Genomic DNA, 15,889 nt, shown 5'->3' with positions numbered 1-15,889 from the left:
TGCGGGAGTCGCCGAGATTCATGCGATGGAACCGCTTCGACTACTCAGCGGGCCTTCGGATCGAGTGCATCGCGCAGGCCGTCGCCGAACAGGTTGAACGCCAGCACGGTAATGAAGATCATCGCGCCTGGGATGATCATGAACATTGGGTCGTACCGATAGAACTGAAGCGCGTCCGAGAGCATGCCACCCCAGGACGGGAAGGGCGGCGGGATGCCGACGCCGAGGAAGCTCAACGCCGCCTCGGTGAGGATGTTGGTCGGAATGATCAGCGTCGTGTAGACGAGGATCGGCGCCGCCAGGTTCGGCAGCATCTCGCGGAACAGGATCCGCGGCGAGCGCGCACCCAGACTCCGCGACGCCTCCACGAACTCGCGCTCACGCAGCGAGAGCGTCTGACCGCGAACGATCCGGCCGATGTACGGCCAGCCGAAGAACCCGATCACCGCGATCAGCACGAGTGTTCGCGACCATCGACTGTTGAAGCCGAACATCGTCTGCGGCAGCACCGAGACCAGCGCGATCGAGAACAGCAGCTGCGGGAAGGCCAGCAGGAAGTCCATGATGCGGCTGATGATCGAGTCGACCCAGCCGCCGAGGAAGCCGGCGCTCATGCCGAACAGCACGCCGAGGATCGTCGACAGGAAGGCCGACAGGAAGGCGACGGTCAGCGTGGTCTGCGCACCGTAGACGATGCGGCTGAAGATGTCCCGGCCGTTGACCGGTTCCACGCCGAGGATGAAATCCTTCGAGATGCCGCCCAGCTTGCCGATCGGCAGGCTCAGCGTCGCATCGACCTTGTCGTTGTGGTACTCGTCGAACGGATGCCCGAGCAGCTTGATCAGCAACGGGGCGAGGATCGCGATCACGATCAGGACGAGGATGACGACGCCGCCGCCGACCGCAACGCGGTCTTTCTTCAGCCGCCGCCAAGCGATTTGCTTGAGCGACCGCCCGGCGATCGCTTTTTCGCTCGTGCCTCGCTCCTGAGCCGCGTCGGCGGTGGGCGTCGACTCATCATGGAGCGACGTCTCCGGGCCAAGCGACATCTAGCGCCGGTCCTCTCCCGGTGACCAGCGCAAAGCGGGCAGCTCACAGCCCAGCAGCACGCCAGCGAGGGCGGCCGTAGGCGATGGCTCCCGCAGCATCCGGCCAACCGATCGGTTGTCTCGTGCCTCGAGTGCCGACCCTCGTCGTTGCGGTCAGATGAGTCCGCCCCACGAAGGCACTCGACGGCGGGGGTGCCGCCATCGCAAGGAACATTCACCTAATGCGGTGCCTCGGTCAAGTTCACGGACCGCACACGGTCAGTTCCGTGTCTCCCTCGTGATACGGCTGTGACCTGTGGCACCGACCAAACGGAAACTACCGCGTCAGACGGATCGGATCTAGCTAATCCGGACTAAAACACGTGCGTGCCGTTACAGTTGGGTTACGCGGCGTTGATCTAAATAGCGCGGCGTCCCTCGAATGCTCGACCGAGAGTGATCTCATCGGCGTACTCCAGGTCGCCGCCCACTGGTAGACCACTCGCCAAACGGGTGACCGAGATCCCCATCGGTTTGATCATCAGGGCGAGATAGGTCGCCGTCGCCTCACCCTCCGTGTTCGGGTCTGTGGCGAGAATCAACTCCTTGATCTCACCGGTCCCGATCCGCAGAAGCAGCTCACGGATGCGCAGATTGTCCGGCCCGATGCCCTCGAGCGGGTTGATCGCCCCACCGAGCACGTGATAGCGCCCGCGGAACTCACCGGTCCGCTCGATCGCCACCACGTCCTTGGGCTCCTCGACCACGCAGAGCACGTCGTTCGAACGGCGGGTGTCGCGGCAGACCCGGCACAGCTCCGACTCGGCCACGTTGAAGCAGGTCGTGCAGAAGCGGACCAGCTCCTTCACCTTGCGCAGGGCGGTGGCGAGCCGGTTGACGTCGGCCGGGTCGGCCGAGAGGACGTGGAAGGCGATCCGCTGGGCGCTCTTCGGGCCCACGCCCGGGAGCCGCCCCAGCTCGTCGATCAGGTCCTGGATGGCACCTTCGTACACCGGGTCAGAACCCTGGCAGGGTCAGGCCGCCGAGGCCACCGGTGGCCGGGCCCATCTTGGCCTCGGTCAGCTCGCGCTGCGCCTCGGCCGCGTTGCGGATGGCGGCAAGCACCAGGTCCTCCAGCGCCTCGACGTCGTCCGGGTCGATGGCCTTCGGGTCGATGCGCACGGACTTGACCTCGCCCAGCCCGGTCATGACCACACTGACCAGGCCGCCGCCGGCGCTCCCGGTCAGCTCGGCCTCGGCGAGCTCGGCCTGAGCCTGAGCCACCTGCTGCTGCATCTTCTGGGCCTGCTTCATGATCTGCTGCATGTTCGGCTGTCCACCGGGCCGCATTGCCACTCCTCGAACTCAAAGTCACCGGGTTTCAGCCGTGTCTACCCACCCGGCGGCCAACGCCAATCGCGCCGATCGCCGCCCAGCGTAGCCGCCTCAGTGTCCCCATCGGCCACACGCCACCCAGCGGCCGCTCAGCCGCCGCAGGCCCGGCGCCGGCCAGAGGGGCACCCCCGCTCTGACCGCCGTGTCAGCTCTCGCCGATCTTCTCCGCGCCGAGCACTTCCTGCAGGAGTCTCATGGCCTGTTGTTCGCTGCTTTCACGGGCCGTCTTCTCGTCGATCACGTCGTCCAGCGGTTCGTCACCCGGGTCGAAGCCCTCGAAGCCGGCCTTCGGCGGCCCGTCGAACTCCGGGTCGTACGGCGCTTCCTCGGTGGGCGAGCCATCCGTCCAGGCTTTAGTCGCCCCCGCCGCCGCTCCGGCAGCCGGGCGGCCTGTCGGTTGACGCGCCGCAGCGGCCCGGGCGGCCGCCAGCCCGCCGCCGCCCCGGCCGGTGGCATTGGCCGCAGCGCGAGCAGCCGCGGCGGCGCCCGCCCCGGAAGCAGCAGGCGAAGCCGTGGCGGGCGGTACGGAACGAGCCGAGCCGGCCGCCGGACGACCGGCGGCCTGCCGCGCAGCGGCCAAGCCCGCACCCTGCGCTTGGGCAGGCGGTTGGGCCGGGAAACCACCCGAGGCGCCGCTGGGTGCGGCCGGAGCCGCTTCAGCGGGTTCCGCTTCAGCGGGTTCACCACGGCGATCGTCGGTGGACGGCTCGGGAACGACCGCAATTGAGCCGGCCTGCGCCTGGCGGCCATCACCGGCGCCCGGATAGTCGTCGCTCGTCGTCGGCGGCGGCGCGGGGGCCTCGGGCGCGGCGGCCCCAGGCACAAGGGCCGCAGACGCGGCGGCCTGAGGCGCAGCGGCCTGAGGCGCAGCGGCCTGAGGCGCAGCGGCCTGAGGCGCAGCGGCGGCGACCCCGACGGGGTGGACCTCCGGCCAGTCTTCCTCGTCGTCGACGACCGCTTCCGGGGTCACCGGAGCCGGTGCCGTCGTCAGTCCACCCGGTTTGGCCGGCTCTGGCCAGTCGTCGTCGCCACCGGAGGGCGATTCTGTTTCTTGGCGGCGAGCCTGCGGCGGCCGAGCGGCAGCTGCCTGCGACTGCTGCGCGCCGGAGGCGGCTCGCGGCGCGGTCGACACCTGGGCCCGCGCGGTCTCGCGGACGTTCTCGTTTCGCGACGGGGGACGGCCGCTGTTCGGCGGCGCCTCGCGACGGGCCGGAGCGCGCGGAGGAGTCGCGCCGCCGGGCCCGCCCACCTCACAACGGATCTGCCACCGGTAGCCGTGCTCCTCGTAGAGCGCGTCGACGAACATCGCCGCCGACTCGCCGACCCGGTCGGCGTGGGCCTGGTGCTGGAAGAGAAGCACCACCGTGTCGCCCTCGATCGCCCGGACCACGGCGTTGTCGGCCATCGCGCCGGGGGCCTTGCCACTCGGCTGCTTCTTGACCGCGGCGGTGATCTCCGCCCACCGCGAGCGCACTTCTTCCACCGCCGGCTGATCGGGAACATCGGCGACCGCGGCGGCACCCGGCTCCTCCGGGGCGTCCGGCAGCAGACCGGCCATCTCCGACGACCGGGCCTGCACCGGCGCCGGCCGCTGCGGCGAAGTCTCAGCCTCCGGAGGGGGCACCGGCCGCTGCGGCGAGGTCTCGGCTTCCGGAGGGGGCACCGGCCGCTGCGGCGAGGTCTCGGCTTCCGGACCCGCCGCCGCGCGGTGCGGCGAAGTCTCGGCCAAGTCGGGCGTCGGCCTCTCGGCCTCCGGATCGGGCGCCGGGCGGGCTGACGGCAGTGGCCGGGTCTGCTCAGCGGCAGGTTCGAACTCGGGCTCGTCGTCCCACGGCGGCTCGTCGTCGAAGTCGTGCTCCGACGAGGGCAGCATCGACTCAGCCGTCTCCGCCGGCGGGCCGGGCGGCCCAGCGATCGCCTGAGCCGACCCGGGTGGAGGCGCAGTGGGTCGAGACGCCGTCACCGCCTCGGAAGGCTCGGGCGCGATCGGGGCCGGCGCTTCCGGTGCGGGCACCGGTTGAGCGGCGGCGGACGGCGCAGGAGCGACGGGTGGCGCGGGCGCGGCCAACGCGGGTGCCGACGGCGCGGGAGCGGCCGACGTGGGAGCCGACGGCTCGGGAGCGGCCGACGTGGGAGCCGACGGCTCGGGAGCCGACGGCTCGGGAGCCGACGATGGCGCCGCGGGACGCCGGGCGCCCGTGCTCGACGCGGACTTCCGGCCGCCTGCCGCGGCTCTGGCCGCCGCCAGGGCGGCCGCCTTCCCGCCGCCACCGGCCGAAACTGGCTCAGCCGCGGGACCGGCCACCTCGGCCGGCACGCCAGAGACGGGCGAGACGGAAACGGGCGCCGGCTCATCGCGGGCGGCAAGGGGCTCACCGCCCTGCGCGAACCGCCGTTCCATGCGCTCCAGCCGCTGCAGCAGCGCCCCGGTCGAGTCTTCCGCCCCGGGCAGCAGCATCCGCGCCGTGACCAGCTCCAACAGCAGCCGCGGCGCGGTGGTGCCGCGCATCTCGACCAGGCCGTTGTGCACGATGTCGGCGCAGCGGGACAGCGTCGCCGGGCCGAGCCGGCCGGCCTGCGCGCTCATCCCCTCGAGCTGGTCGGCCGGGCCGTCGATCAGGCCCTTGCTGACCGCGTCGGGCACCTGCTGCAGGATGATCAGATCGCGGAAGCGCTCGAGCAGGTCGGACGCGAAGCGGCGCGGATCGTGGCCGGCCTCGGCGACCCGGTCGATCGTGCGGTAGGCGGCGGCACCGTCGCCGGCGGCCAGCGCGTCGCACATCTCGTCGAGCAGGGCGACGTCGGTGACGCCGAGCAGGGCGACCGCCCGCGCGTAGGACACCCCGTCGGGGCCGGCGCCCGCGATCAGCTGGTCGAGAACCGACAGCGAGTCTCGGGCCGAGCCACCGCCGGCCCGCACCACCAGCGGGAAGACCGCCGGCTCGACGTGGACGCCCTCGGCCTCGGTGAGCTGTTGCAGGTACGGCCGGAGGGTGGCCGGCGGGATCAGCCGGAACGGGTAGTGGTGGGTGCGCGAGCGGATGGTGCCGAGCACCTTTTCCGGCTCGGTGGTGGCGAAGATGAACTTCACGTATTCCGGTGGCTCTTCGACCAGCTTGAGCAGCGCGTTGAAGCCGGCCGGCGAGACCATGTGCGCCTCGTCGATGACGTAGATCTTGTAACGACTGCTGGCGGGCGCGAAGAACGCCTTTTCCCGCAGGTCACGGGCATCGTCGACGCCACCGTGCGAGGCCGCGTCGATCTCGATGACGTCGATCGAGCCGGCGCCGTCGTTCATCAGCGAGCGGCACGAGGCGCACACCCCGCACGGCTCGGGCGTGGGGCCCTGCTCGCAGTTGAGCGAGCGGGCCAGGATGCGGGCGCTGGACGTCTTGCCACAGCCGCGTGGACCGGAGAACAGGTAGGCGTGATGCAACCGGCCGCTGCGCAGTGCCTGCGACAACGGCTCGGTGACGTGCTCCTGCCCGATGACCTCAGCAAAGGTCCGTGGACGATATTTGCGGTACAGAGCGAGTGCCACTACCCCTCCTCAACGACCGCGCCATTGTCCGTCGGGGGTACGACAAGAACCAAAACAAAGGACCCCCCGTGCACCCGTCAGAGCCCGCTTATCCTTGCTGCCTTCCGGCCCTGGGGAGGTTCACGAGATACACGCCGCACGAGGGGCTACCCCGGAGCCTACCGAACCCCGGATCACCGCCGCGCGCGGACCCGCACGCAACCCCGTCCGGGAAGTCTGTATTCTGGCCGACGGAGGATTCGCCTAGTGGCCTAGGGCGCACGCTTGGAAAGCGTGTTGGGGGAAACCCCTCACGAGTTCGAATCTCGTATCCTCCGCCAGCGACACAGGCAGGGCCGGACGTGGCACGTCCGGCCTTTTCTGTGTGCTCGATTCAGCCGCAAGACCAACCTTGAAGCCCTCCGGCCCGTACTACCCGATCGGCCTGTTGCTACCCATCGATGGTGGCAACCCTGATGCTACCGCTGGTAGGATCCGCACATGAAGATAAGTGTCAGCCTGCCCGAGGAGGATGTCAGGTTCCTCGACGAGCAGGGAATGAACCGGTCGGCCGCCCTCCACGAGGCTGTCGCCCTACTACGCGACCGGCAACTCGCCGAGCAATACGCTGAGGCGTTCAGCGAGTGGAGCGACTCAGCCGATGCAGAGCTATGGGACACCGCCACTTCAGACGGCCTCTCCTCGTGAGGTGGGGCGACATCGTGTGGGTCGACCTGAACCCTGTCATCGGGAGCGAGGCGAACAAGGCCAGACCTGCGGTGATCGTGAGCAACGACGGTGCCAACCGAGCCGCGGAACGATTCGGTCGCGGTGTCGTCACCGTTGCACCGATCACCTCCAACGTCACCAAGGTTTATCCGTTCCAAGTTCTGATCGCCTCTGACCAGGGCGAGGCAGGCCTCACCGCGGAGTCGAAAGTTCAGGTCGAACAGATCCGCGCCGTCGATGTAGCGCGCATCGGTCGGCACCTGGGCCGGCTCCCGGGGGCCTTGCACGAGCCGCTACGCGACGCCTTGGCTCTGCACTTGGGGCTACGCAAGAGTCGATCTTCTTAGAACATCGACCTCGATCTGTCTCAATCTCCGTCTCGTTCGGGCTTAACCGCCCGCGACCACGACTGTTCCGTCGGCCGCTCAGACGCCGGCCGCAAGCAGCCACGGATGCCGGCGTACGGGGAGAAGCAGACTTGGAAAGCGTGTTGGGGGAAACCCGTCACGAGTTCGAATCTCGTATCCTCCGCCAGCTGCATCACAGAAGGCCGGACCCGCGCGGGTCCGGCCTTCTGTGTGTGACGGGTGCTCAGAGCTGAGCGGCGGCTATCGCGTCGTCCACGTCGCGGAAGATGGCGAAATACCGGCTCAGGCCGACGGTTTCCAGGAGCCTCACCAGGAACGGGCTGGCGCCGGCGAAGCTCAGCCAGCCTCCGCGTGCGGTGATCACCTGCTTACTCGTGATGAAAGCGCTCAAGCCGACCGAGTCGCAGAACTTCAGGTCGGTCAGGTCGACGACGATCCGGGGGACGGGGCGTTCCAGCAACTCGGCCAGCGTGCTGCGGAGCTTCTCGAACGTTTCGGAGTCCAACTCACCCTTGAGATGCAGCACCGCGACATCGCAGCGGTGGTCGGTGACAGTGGCCTGCATGGGACAAAACGCTAGATCCACGCGACTGATTGCTACCGGACAATCGGTCCGATCCGGACCTACGCGAACGGGCCGGACCTCGAAAGAGGTCCGGCCCGTTCGGAAAATATCGGCTGGCCGATGGTTGTCACGGCGAGCGGCGCAGCCGGCCAAGGCGCTAGATCTCGCGCCAACTCCAGCGTGGACCACGCCACGCGTCTGCCAGGATCAAAGCCGAGGCCTTGCCCGGACACGTTTGCACCTTCGACTTCCCTTCGGGTCCACCCATCTGGGCTTCGACCTCCCAGGCTTGGCCGTCGGTGCGGACATAGACGTCACGGCGTGCGACCCGGACGTCACCATTCCACCAGTGATGCTCAACTCTCACGTGTCAAATCTAGGACAGATTTCGGATATCGGCGTAGGGCAATCTTGTGAAAACTTCTCGCCAGCCGGTTAGAGCACATTGTCTGATCCGGTGGTTTTTGGCCCCGTGACTTGCGCGACACCCTAGGTATTAGGGCAGTCCCCTCGTCGTCACGCCTGGTAATCGGTCCAGCTAATGACCAAGGCCTCTTGACGCCGAAACGACGGCGTTACGCGCAGGACATCTGATCATGGGGAACAGCCGAACGGACGAGCACCGACGACCCGTACGGCTGAATGATCTTCAACCACCGACAGTGATCCCGAATCGTCATCAAAAAAGCCCGGCGGTTCCGTGAGGAACCGCCGGGCTTGATGCGGTGGTGAAGGGATTTGAACCCTTGGAGGGCTTGCACCCTCACACGCTTTCGAGGCGTGCTCCTTAGGCCGCTCGGACACACCACCGCGAAGTAGATTACAGGAGGCGCGCGGTTGCCCGGCGGCGGGTCACCCATAACCCCGGCCAGCGCTCCTGACCTGGCAGGATCGGCGGCATGAGCAACCGAGCAGAGGAGCTGGCATGAGCGAGCGCAGCGAGCGAATCAGCAAGCACGGTGCGGAATTTGCTCTTGGCAGCTCGGAGCGAAGCGAGGAGCTGGCATGAGCGTGCACATCGGCGGGCAGCCGGGCGATATCGCCGAGCGGGTGCTCCTGCCGGGCGACCCGATGCGGGCGAAGTGGATCGCCGAAAACTTCCTGCAGGACGCCAAGTGCTACACCCAGGTCCGCGGGATGCTCGGCTTCACCGGCACCTACCAGGGCGTTCGCGTGTCGGTGCAGGGTTCCGGCATGGGCATGCCGTCCGCGTCGATCTACACCCACGAGCTGATCAACGAGTACGGCGTGAAGTCGGTCATCCGGATCGGCTCGTGCGGCGCCCTCGCGATGGACCTGCAGCTGGGCGACGTGATCGCGGCGATCGGCTCGGCGACCGACTCGAACATGAACCGGTCCCGCTTCGACGGCCTGATCGACTACGCGCCGGTCGCGAACTTCGAGCTGCTCCGCACGGCCGTCGAGGTCGCCGAGCGCCAGGGCACCAGCCTGCGGGTGGGCCCGATCCTGGCCGCCGACGCGTTCTACACCGACCGGCCCGACCTCTACGACTCGCTGGCCGACTACGGTGTGCTCGCGGTCGAGATGGAGTCGGCCGCGATCTACACGATCGCCGCACGCTACGGCGCCAAGGCGCTGACCATCCTCACCGTGAGCGACCACATCAAGACCGGCGAGAAGATGGACTCGGCCCAGCGTGAGCAGGGCTTCGGCGACATGGTGAAGATCGGCCTGGAAACCGCGATCACCGGCGCTTCCTGAGCGTTCTGCCGCGGCGTCACTCTTCGCGACGCCGCGGCACCCTCAGATGTACGCGTGACAGCTCCCCCAACCGCAGCGAGCACCGAACCCGGCTGCTCTAACGGAAGAAGTTCCGGAGTAACGCGGCGCACTCGTCCTCGAGCACCCCGGAGTAGACCTCCGGCCGGTGATTGAGCCGACGGTCCCGCACCACGTCCCAGAGCGAACCGACCGCGCCGGTCTTCGGCTCCCACGCCCCGAACACGAGCGTCGACACCCGGGCCAGCACCAGCGCGCCGGCACACATCGTGCAGGGCTCCAGCGTCACGACGAGCGTGCAGCCCTCCAGCCGCCAACTGCCGGCCAGCGCCGCCGCCCGCCGCAACGCGATGATCTCCGCGTGCCCGGTCGGGTCGCCGGTGGTCTCCCGCTCGTTGCCGGCCGCGGCCAGCTCCCGCCCGCCGGAGTCGTAGACGACCGCCCCCACCGGCACGTCCTCCGGGAACGCCGAGGCCACCTCGAGGGCCCGCCGCATCCACGAGACGTGCCGGGGGGACGACACCAGGCTCACGCCTCTCGGAGCTCTTCCATCTCGTCCCCGCAACCGATCTTCTGGCAGAGCTCGGCGGTCACGTCGGAGGGCAGCATGCCCTCCTTGCCGCACAGGCCAAGCAGCCGGTTAGCGGCGATCCCGAGGTCGCCGAGCAGCTCCGCGTCACCGACCGGGTCGGCGTCGGGGTCGGTGGACGGGCGATCGTCCTCCTCCTCGCCGTCGTCCGCGTCCGACGAGGCGGTCAGCTCGTCGATCTCCAGGGCCGGCGCCTCGATCTCACCGAGCAGCACCGATCCGATCCTCGACTCCTCGGCGAACGCCGAGTCGGAGCCGAACACCCGCAGATCCTCACCCTCGTCGAGGCGGAGGATCGCGAGGTACTGGTCGTCACTCTCGACGAAGAGCAGCGCCAGATCGGCGTCCGGCTCGACGTCGCGGAGCGCGTCGACCACCTCGTCGATGTCAGCGAGGCCGGTCAGGTCCAGCTCGGACGCAGTCCAGCCGTTCTTGCCACGGCCGACGGCGGCAGCGAAAGTCGACAAGATTTCCCCCCACGCGACTTTTGTCTTCAGCGAGTGACGGTAGCCGGAAGAACGGCGGGCGCGGCGCGCCACGCCCCCAATCGGGTTGGAAGTCAGTTGGCCAGGCGACGGCGCGTGGCGATCAGCTCGCGAAGACGGGCACCACGAAGGCGCTGCGGTTGCGCGGACTCCCGAGCTTTCGCATCGGCGAGGGCCGCGAGCAACTCCAGACGGCGACGGCGGCGATCGGGATCGAGCCGTGGCGGTGAGGGGGCCATAAAACCGAGATTGCCGACCGTCGGCACGTCCGTCAAGGCCAAGTTCGGACGGCGACGATCAGGGCACGTCGGGTCGCCGACATTTCGGACCGATCGCCCGGGATTACCAGAGCGGCCAGTTGTACGTCGTGATCCACTCGTGCGCGACGAAAGCCATGGCAATCGATAGTCCGACCCCGCTCGCGAGCGCGATCCCGACGGCGACCCCGCGGTCACCGAGAAGAGTGAGGACGAGTGCCACGATCCACGCGGTGATCGCTGCCACAATCGTCCACCACACATACGCCGCGAGGCCGTGGGCGAGACCGCCGAAGAGCCCGAACCAGAGCAGCGTCGAGCCCAGACCGGCCATCACCCCGGCCGCGCCGACCGGGTGCGGCTCGCGGAACACCGGCCGCGACGGGCCGGGGAAGAGGCCGGAGGGGGCCCGCCCGGGAACAGCCGGCGGGTAGGCGGGCGCGGCCCAGGGGTCGTTCCGCTCGGCCACGGTCGTACCTCCGTCTCGGCTGGATCAACATTCGCAGCCTAGTCGGCCCGGCCACGACGGAACGGGACAGCGGCTAGCGGCCGCTTCTGCCAGGATGCCCCGATGCGTCTGATCCGTACCCTCGCCGGTCTGACCGCGTCCGCGCTGCTCCTGACCGCGTGCGGCACCCCCGGCGACACCTCGGCCGGCGCCACCCCGCAGTTCGTGACGCCCGCCGCCTCCCCGGCGCCGTCGTCGGAGATCCCCCCGCCGGCGCTGCCGTCCTCGGCCGCGGCCTCGAGCCGGAGCGTCACCCCGAGCAAGAGCGCCACGACCACCAACGCCGACGTGAAGTACGTCTTCCCGGTGAAGGCGTCGAACGTGTCGTTCCATACGACCCATTCGAAGTACCCGGCGACCGACATCTTCGCCGACTGCGGCGAGACGGTCGTGGCCACGACCAGCGGCGTCGTGCTCGAGGTGAGCCTCAAGGACGTGTATGTGGAGGGCGCCGCCGACGGTCCGAACAACGGTGGCCTGTCGGTGTCACTGCTGGGCGACGACGGCGTCCGTTATTACGGCTCGCACCTGAGCAAGGTGCTGACGAACATCCGCGCCGGGGTCCGGGTCACCGCCGGCCAGCAGCTCGGCAAGGTCGGGCACACCGGCAACGCGAGCGGCGTCTGCCACCTGCACTACGGCATCTCGCCGCCGTGCGCGAAGGTCGGCGACTGGAAGGTGCGCCGCGGCGTGGTCTGGCCGCACACGTTCCTGACCTCGTGGCGCAAGAGCGGCCAGAAGAGCCCGGTGGCGACCGTGCAGGCCTGGAAGACCTCGCACAACTGCAAGGCGTAGGGCGGTTTATTGGGCGCGGGGCCGCATCCTCGCCCAAGAGATGCGGCCCCGCGCCTGCCGGGAAGAAAGTCTTCAGCTGAACTGGGCGAACCGCTTCTGGGTCCGGCCGTCCACGGTGGTGAAGGCGCCGCCCACCGCGAGGCGGTGCAGCTCGGGGTTGCCGGCCAGGGCGAGGACGCCCTCGACGCCGTTCGCGTCCGCTGTCCAGTCGAGCAGGTGCCCGTCGCCGGCATCGAGCGCGGCGAGCTTGAGCCGGCTGTCGGCGCCGTTGACACAGCTGCACTGGGTGCCGGTGCGCGCGGTGATGCTGCAGGCCCGGTCGAAATGCCCGCCGGCGTAGACGATGTCGCCGAGCACGGTGATCGCGTGCACGTCCCCGTCGAACGTGGCCGACCAGCGCAGCCGTCCGTCCCGGGTGTAGCGGCTGACTCGGCCGCCGTGCCCGCCGTGAGCCGAGAAGACGCCGTCGGCGGTGACTGCCAGCGCGTACGTGATCACCGGGGGCTTGGGTTTGAAACCGGCCACCACGGCGGCCGTCGCGGGATCGAGCGCGACCAGCCGGTCGTACCCGGAAAGGCCGTTGACCTTGTGGAATTTGCCGCCGGCATAGACCCGGCCGCGGCCGGCCGCGACCGTCTCGACCTGATCGTCGGCGGTGGGCCGCCATTTCGTGTCGAGCGCGCCGGTGGTGAGATTGAAGGCGGCGAGCCGGCCGCGCGCCTGGCCGTCCACCGCGCTGATCGTGCCCCCGAGGTAGAGCCGGTTGCCGGCGGCGGCGATCGCGTAGGGGCGGCCGGTGATCGCGTGCTTGAACGTGGCGTGCACCGCGCCGGTGATCGCGTCGACCCGGGCCAGGCTGTCCCGCTTCGCTCCGCCGATGGTGCCGAAGTCGCCGGCCAGGAAGACCGAGCCGCCGCTGAGCGTGAGCGCCTTGACCCGGCCGTCGGCGCCGGGCGCCCAGGGCAGCAGCTCGCCGGTGCGGGCGTCGACGGCGGCGAGGTGACCGCGGGAGACCTGCTTGCCCCGCACGAGCGCGGCGGTGAAGTCACCGCCGAGATAGGCGACGTTCCCGCGGTAGGCGATGGTGAGGACCGTGCCGTTGAAGCTGGGCATCGCGTCGGACGGCTGCGCCTGGGCGGGCGCGGCCCCGGCGGCGAGGGCGAGCGCTGCCAGTCCGATGCTGAGTGTTTTCCCCCGGTAAGTCACGTGATAACCGTATTGCCCGCGGAGCCCCGCAACTCAGTGCGAAACGGACAGAAGCCGCAGGTAGGACGGTTGATCTACACCCTGTCCGAACGGCTGATCTTGGGCGCTGTGCGAGAGTGCGGGAGTGAAGGTGGCGGTCATCGGACTGGGGCTCATCGGCGGATCGCTGCTCAAGGCGCTGGCGGCGGCCGGGCATGAGGTGACCGGCTACGACGCGGACCCCGGCACGCGGGAGCTCGCGGGCGCGGCCGGCTCGATCGCCGAGGCGGTGACCGGCGCGGAGCTGGTCGTTCTCGCCGTGCCCCTGCCGGTGCTGCCCGCGGTGTTCGCCGAGCTGTCCGGGCACGACGGCCTGATCACCGATGTCACGTCGGTGAAGGGGCCGGTCCGCGACCTCGCCGCCAAGCACCGGATCCGGCGATTCGTCGGCGGGCATCCGATGGCCGGCAAGGAGACCTCCGGCTTCGCGGCCGCCGATCCCGCCCTGTTCGACGGGTGCGCCTGGGTGCTCTGCCTGGAGACCAGCGAGCCGGAGACCGGCGAGCCGGAGACCGGCGAGCCGGAGACCGACCTGGCCGACTGGCTGACCGCGGCCACGCTGTTCACCGCCCTGGGCGCGCGCGTCGTGCCGGCCCGAGCGGCCGAGCACGACCGGGCGGTCGCCGAGGTCAGCCACGTGCCGCACCTGGTCGCGGCCGCGCTCGCCCGCCGGCTGGTCGGCAACCCGCTGGCCGCGACGCTGGGGGCCGGGTCGTTCCGGGACGGCACCCGGGTGGCCGCCACCCGGGCCGAGCTGATCGCCGCCATGTGCGGCGGCAACGCGCCCGCGGTGAGCGATGTCCTGGGCGCCGTCATCGACGATCTCGGGCTGCGACTCGACGAGCTGGCCGCCGCCGACCCGGTCGCCGCGCTGGTCCCGGCCCTGCGGCAGGCCGGCGACGCCCGGCGGGCGTGGCCGCCACGACCTGGTGAGGCGGCCGAGGATCCGGCCGGGGTCGACGAGTTGCTCGCGCTCGGGCGGGCCGGCGGCTGGGTCACCGCGGTGGCGGAAAATCGCGCCACCGTCTCGACAATGCGGCCGGAAAGTGGCCGCAATCCTTCCTAGGCTCCTTCGTAACAAGCGAAAGAACCTAGGAGATGACATGCCCGCTCAGGTCGGCCCGGTCAACAACGAGCAGGAAGGCCTGCTCGGCTTCCTCGCCCAGATGCGCTTCGTGATCCGCCTGACGGCGTACGGGCTGAGCGAGGAGCAGCTGCGTGCCAGCCCCACTGCGAGCGAGCTCAGCGTCGGCGGCCTGATCAAGCACTCCGCCTCCACCGAGGAGAACTGGCTCTCGACGATCCGGCGCGAGCCCCCGGCGGTCGACTACGCCAAGTACGCCGAGAACTTCAAGCTCGCCGACGGCGAGACGATCGACGACGTGTTCGCGCGCTACGACCGGGTCGCCGAGCAGACCGAGAAGACGGTCACCGAGCTGGGCGATCTGAATTACGAGATCCCGGTCGACGACGCGCCGTGGAACCGCAAGGACCTGACCCACTGGAACGTGCGGTGGATCCTGCTGCACCTGATCCAGGAGACGGCCCGGCACGCCGGGCACGCCGACATCATCCGTGAATCGATCGACGGCGCCACGGCGTACCCCCTGATGGCGGCGGCCGAAGGCTGGCCGGAGACGCCGTGGCTGAAGCCCTGGAAAAAGGCCGAGGTCTAGGGGCGGTTGCCCTTGTCGAGGCGGATCACCCGGCGGTCGGTGACGATCGCGGTGACCAGGTCGCGCGGCGTGACGTCGAACGCCGGGTTGACCGCCTCGGACCACGGCGTGACCTCGGCCGAACCGCGGTCCTCGATCGGCACGACATCGCCGCTCGGAGTTTCCAGGTCCACCGTCGACTCCGGCGCGACCACCACGAACGGCAGGCCGGCCCGGCGAGCGCCGAGCGCGTGCGAATAGGTGCCGATCTTGTTGATCACGTCGCCGTTCGCGCAGATCCGGTCGGCGCCGAGGATCACGCCGTCCACCTCGCCCCGGGCCATCAGGAACGGACCCGCCGAGTCGACCGCCACCCGGTGCTCGATCCCCCACCGCCCCAGCTCCCACGCGGTGAGCCGGGCGCCCTGCAGCAGCGGTCGCGTCTCGCTGGCGATCACCCCGGCCAGCGCGCCCCGCTTGTGCAGTTCGCGCACCACGCCGAGGGCGGTGCCGAGCTCGACGGCGGCCAGCCCGCCGGTGTTGCAGTGGGTCAGCAGGCGCGGCTGCCGGCCGCACAGCTCGACCATCAGGTCGGCGCCGCGCTTCGCCATCGCCTCCGAGGCGGCGAGCTCCTCGTCGCGCACCCGGCAGGCCTCGGCCAGCACCGCGTCCGGCCCGTTCGGCAGCAGAGCCGCCGCGCGCCGGGCGCCACGGGCGAGGTTGACCGCCGTCGGGCGGGCGTGCTCGATCCGGGTCACCGCCGCCGCCAGCGCCGCCGGGTCGTCGGCGTGCACCCGGGCGGCCAGCGCCACCCCGAACGCGCCGGCCACGCCGAGCGCGGGCGCACCGCGCACCGCCAGCGACTGAATCGCCGTGACCAGCGCCGGCACCGTGTGCAGGCGCAGGATCCGCACTTCCTTGGGAAGCACCGTCTGATCGATGATCTCGACGGCCCCGTCCACCCAATCGATCGTCCGCACGGCCCGACTGTAACCGCCTAGTCTGGAGCG

17 protein-coding genes, 2 tRNA genes and 1 other RNA gene are annotated in these 15,889 nt (G+C 69.9%); 7 read left to right on the top strand and 13 right to left on the bottom strand.

What is annotated here, in order from left to right; translation table 11 throughout:
- Positions 1-44: 44 nt before the first annotated feature.
- The 5 genes from AB0E90_RS17105 to ffs all read right to left on the bottom strand — a co-directional run bounded on the left by AB0E90_RS17105 (position 45) and on the right by ffs (position 6,115).
- Complete coding sequence (locus AB0E90_RS17105) at positions 45-1,049, bottom strand: ABC transporter permease (RefSeq protein WP_360405645.1); 1,005 nt, start codon at positions 1,047-1,049, stop codon at positions 45-47.
- Positions 1,050-1,447: 398 nt separating this feature from the next.
- Positions 1,448-2,041, bottom strand: coding sequence for a recombination mediator RecR (gene recR, locus AB0E90_RS17100; protein WP_360405642.1), 594 nt, complete (start codon positions 2,039-2,041; stop codon positions 1,448-1,450).
- Positions 2,042-2,045: 4 nt separating this feature from the next.
- Positions 2,046-2,354: a YbaB/EbfC family nucleoid-associated protein gene (locus AB0E90_RS17095; RefSeq protein WP_360406544.1), complete on the bottom strand. Its 309-nt coding sequence runs from the start codon at positions 2,352-2,354 to the stop codon at positions 2,046-2,048.
- A gap of 214 nt (positions 2,355-2,568) precedes the next feature.
- The gene (locus tag AB0E90_RS17090; RefSeq protein WP_360405639.1) at positions 2,569-5,964 is read right to left on the bottom strand and encodes a DNA polymerase III subunit gamma and tau; all 3,396 of its coding nucleotides are present in this window, start codon (positions 5,962-5,964) and stop codon (positions 2,569-2,571) included.
- Positions 5,965-6,018: 54 nt separating this feature from the next.
- Positions 6,019-6,115: signal recognition particle sRNA small type (gene ffs, locus AB0E90_RS17085), an RNA gene on the bottom strand.
- A gap of 81 nt (positions 6,116-6,196) precedes the next feature.
- Between ffs and AB0E90_RS17080 the strand changes: the two genes are divergently transcribed.
- The 3 genes from AB0E90_RS17080 to AB0E90_RS17070 all read left to right on the top strand — a co-directional run bounded on the left by AB0E90_RS17080 (position 6,197) and on the right by AB0E90_RS17070 (position 7,019).
- Positions 6,197-6,284: transfer RNA gene (locus AB0E90_RS17080), tRNA-Ser, on the top strand.
- A gap of 160 nt (positions 6,285-6,444) precedes the next feature.
- Positions 6,445-6,651 carry a hypothetical protein gene (locus AB0E90_RS17075; RefSeq protein ID WP_360405636.1) on the top strand — a complete coding sequence of 69 codons (207 nt, stop codon included), beginning with the start codon at positions 6,445-6,447 and terminating at the stop codon, positions 6,649-6,651.
- Positions 6,652-6,665: 14 nt separating this feature from the next.
- Positions 6,666-7,019, top strand: a complete 354-nt coding sequence (locus AB0E90_RS17070; protein WP_360405633.1) for a type II toxin-antitoxin system PemK/MazF family toxin — start codon at positions 6,666-6,668, stop codon at positions 7,017-7,019.
- Positions 7,020-7,263: 244 nt separating this feature from the next.
- Here AB0E90_RS17070 and AB0E90_RS17065 read toward each other — a convergent pair whose 3' ends face one another.
- Positions 7,264-7,605 carry an STAS domain-containing protein gene (locus AB0E90_RS17065; RefSeq protein WP_360405630.1) on the bottom strand — a complete coding sequence of 114 codons (342 nt, stop codon included), beginning with the start codon at positions 7,603-7,605 and terminating at the stop codon, positions 7,264-7,266.
- 723 nt (positions 7,606-8,328) lie between these two features.
- A tRNA-Ser gene (locus AB0E90_RS17060) sits at positions 8,329-8,415 on the bottom strand.
- A gap of 195 nt (positions 8,416-8,610) precedes the next feature.
- Between AB0E90_RS17060 and deoD the strand changes: the two genes are divergently transcribed.
- A complete protein-coding gene (gene deoD / locus AB0E90_RS17055) occupies positions 8,611-9,327 on the top strand; it encodes a purine-nucleoside phosphorylase (RefSeq protein ID WP_360405627.1) in 717 nt (238 codons plus the stop codon).
- A gap of 97 nt (positions 9,328-9,424) precedes the next feature.
- On the opposite strand, the gene AB0E90_RS17050 is transcribed toward deoD, so the two are convergent.
- From AB0E90_RS17050 to AB0E90_RS17035, 4 genes are all read right to left on the bottom strand, one after another.
- Positions 9,425-9,841 (bottom strand): nucleoside deaminase, encoded by a 417-nt coding sequence (locus AB0E90_RS17050; RefSeq protein WP_360406541.1) that lies wholly within the window; start codon positions 9,839-9,841, stop codon positions 9,425-9,427.
- A gap of 32 nt (positions 9,842-9,873) precedes the next feature.
- Positions 9,874-10,401, bottom strand: coding sequence for a tRNA adenosine deaminase-associated protein (locus tag AB0E90_RS17045; protein WP_360405624.1), 528 nt, complete (start codon positions 10,399-10,401; stop codon positions 9,874-9,876).
- A gap of 92 nt (positions 10,402-10,493) precedes the next feature.
- Positions 10,494-10,700: a hypothetical protein gene (locus AB0E90_RS17040; RefSeq protein WP_360405621.1), complete on the bottom strand. Its 207-nt coding sequence runs from the start codon at positions 10,698-10,700 to the stop codon at positions 10,494-10,496.
- Between the two features lie 61 nt (positions 10,701-10,761).
- On the bottom strand, positions 10,762-11,049 hold the full coding sequence (locus AB0E90_RS17035; protein WP_360406538.1) for a hypothetical protein: 288 nt from the start codon (positions 11,047-11,049) through the stop codon (positions 10,762-10,764).
- A gap of 198 nt (positions 11,050-11,247) precedes the next feature.
- On the opposite strand from AB0E90_RS17035, the gene AB0E90_RS17030 reads away from it, so the two are divergent.
- The gene (locus AB0E90_RS17030) at positions 11,248-11,979 is read left to right on the top strand and encodes a M23 family metallopeptidase (RefSeq protein ID WP_360405618.1); all 732 of its coding nucleotides are present in this window, start codon (positions 11,248-11,250) and stop codon (positions 11,977-11,979) included.
- Positions 11,980-12,051: 72 nt separating this feature from the next.
- On the opposite strand, the gene AB0E90_RS17025 is transcribed toward AB0E90_RS17030, so the two are convergent.
- Complete coding sequence (locus AB0E90_RS17025) at positions 12,052-13,185, bottom strand: PQQ-binding-like beta-propeller repeat protein (protein WP_360405615.1); 1,134 nt, start codon at positions 13,183-13,185, stop codon at positions 12,052-12,054.
- Positions 13,186-13,315: 130 nt separating this feature from the next.
- On the opposite strand from AB0E90_RS17025, the gene AB0E90_RS17020 reads away from it, so the two are divergent.
- Positions 13,316-14,290, top strand: a complete 975-nt coding sequence (locus AB0E90_RS17020) for a prephenate dehydrogenase/arogenate dehydrogenase family protein (RefSeq protein WP_360405612.1) — start codon at positions 13,316-13,318, stop codon at positions 14,288-14,290.
- Between the two features lie 37 nt (positions 14,291-14,327).
- Positions 14,328-14,900, top strand: coding sequence for a DinB family protein (locus AB0E90_RS17015; protein WP_360405609.1), 573 nt, complete (start codon positions 14,328-14,330; stop codon positions 14,898-14,900).
- Here the strand turns inward: AB0E90_RS17015 and mtnA are convergent.
- Positions 14,897-15,859, bottom strand: coding sequence for an S-methyl-5-thioribose-1-phosphate isomerase (mtnA, locus tag AB0E90_RS17010; protein ID WP_360405606.1), 963 nt, complete (start codon positions 15,857-15,859; stop codon positions 14,897-14,899). The genes AB0E90_RS17015 and mtnA overlap by 4 nt on opposite strands.
- Between the last annotated feature and the right edge of the window lie 30 nt (positions 15,860-15,889).

Origin of the sequence: Actinoplanes sp. NPDC026619 (assembly GCF_040638295.1) — a bacterium.
Taxonomy (GTDB): Bacteria; Actinomycetota; Actinomycetes; order Mycobacteriales; family Micromonosporaceae; genus Actinoplanes.
Note: the sequence above shows the minus strand (reverse complement) of the source record. Positions and strands in the feature narration are given on the sequence as shown.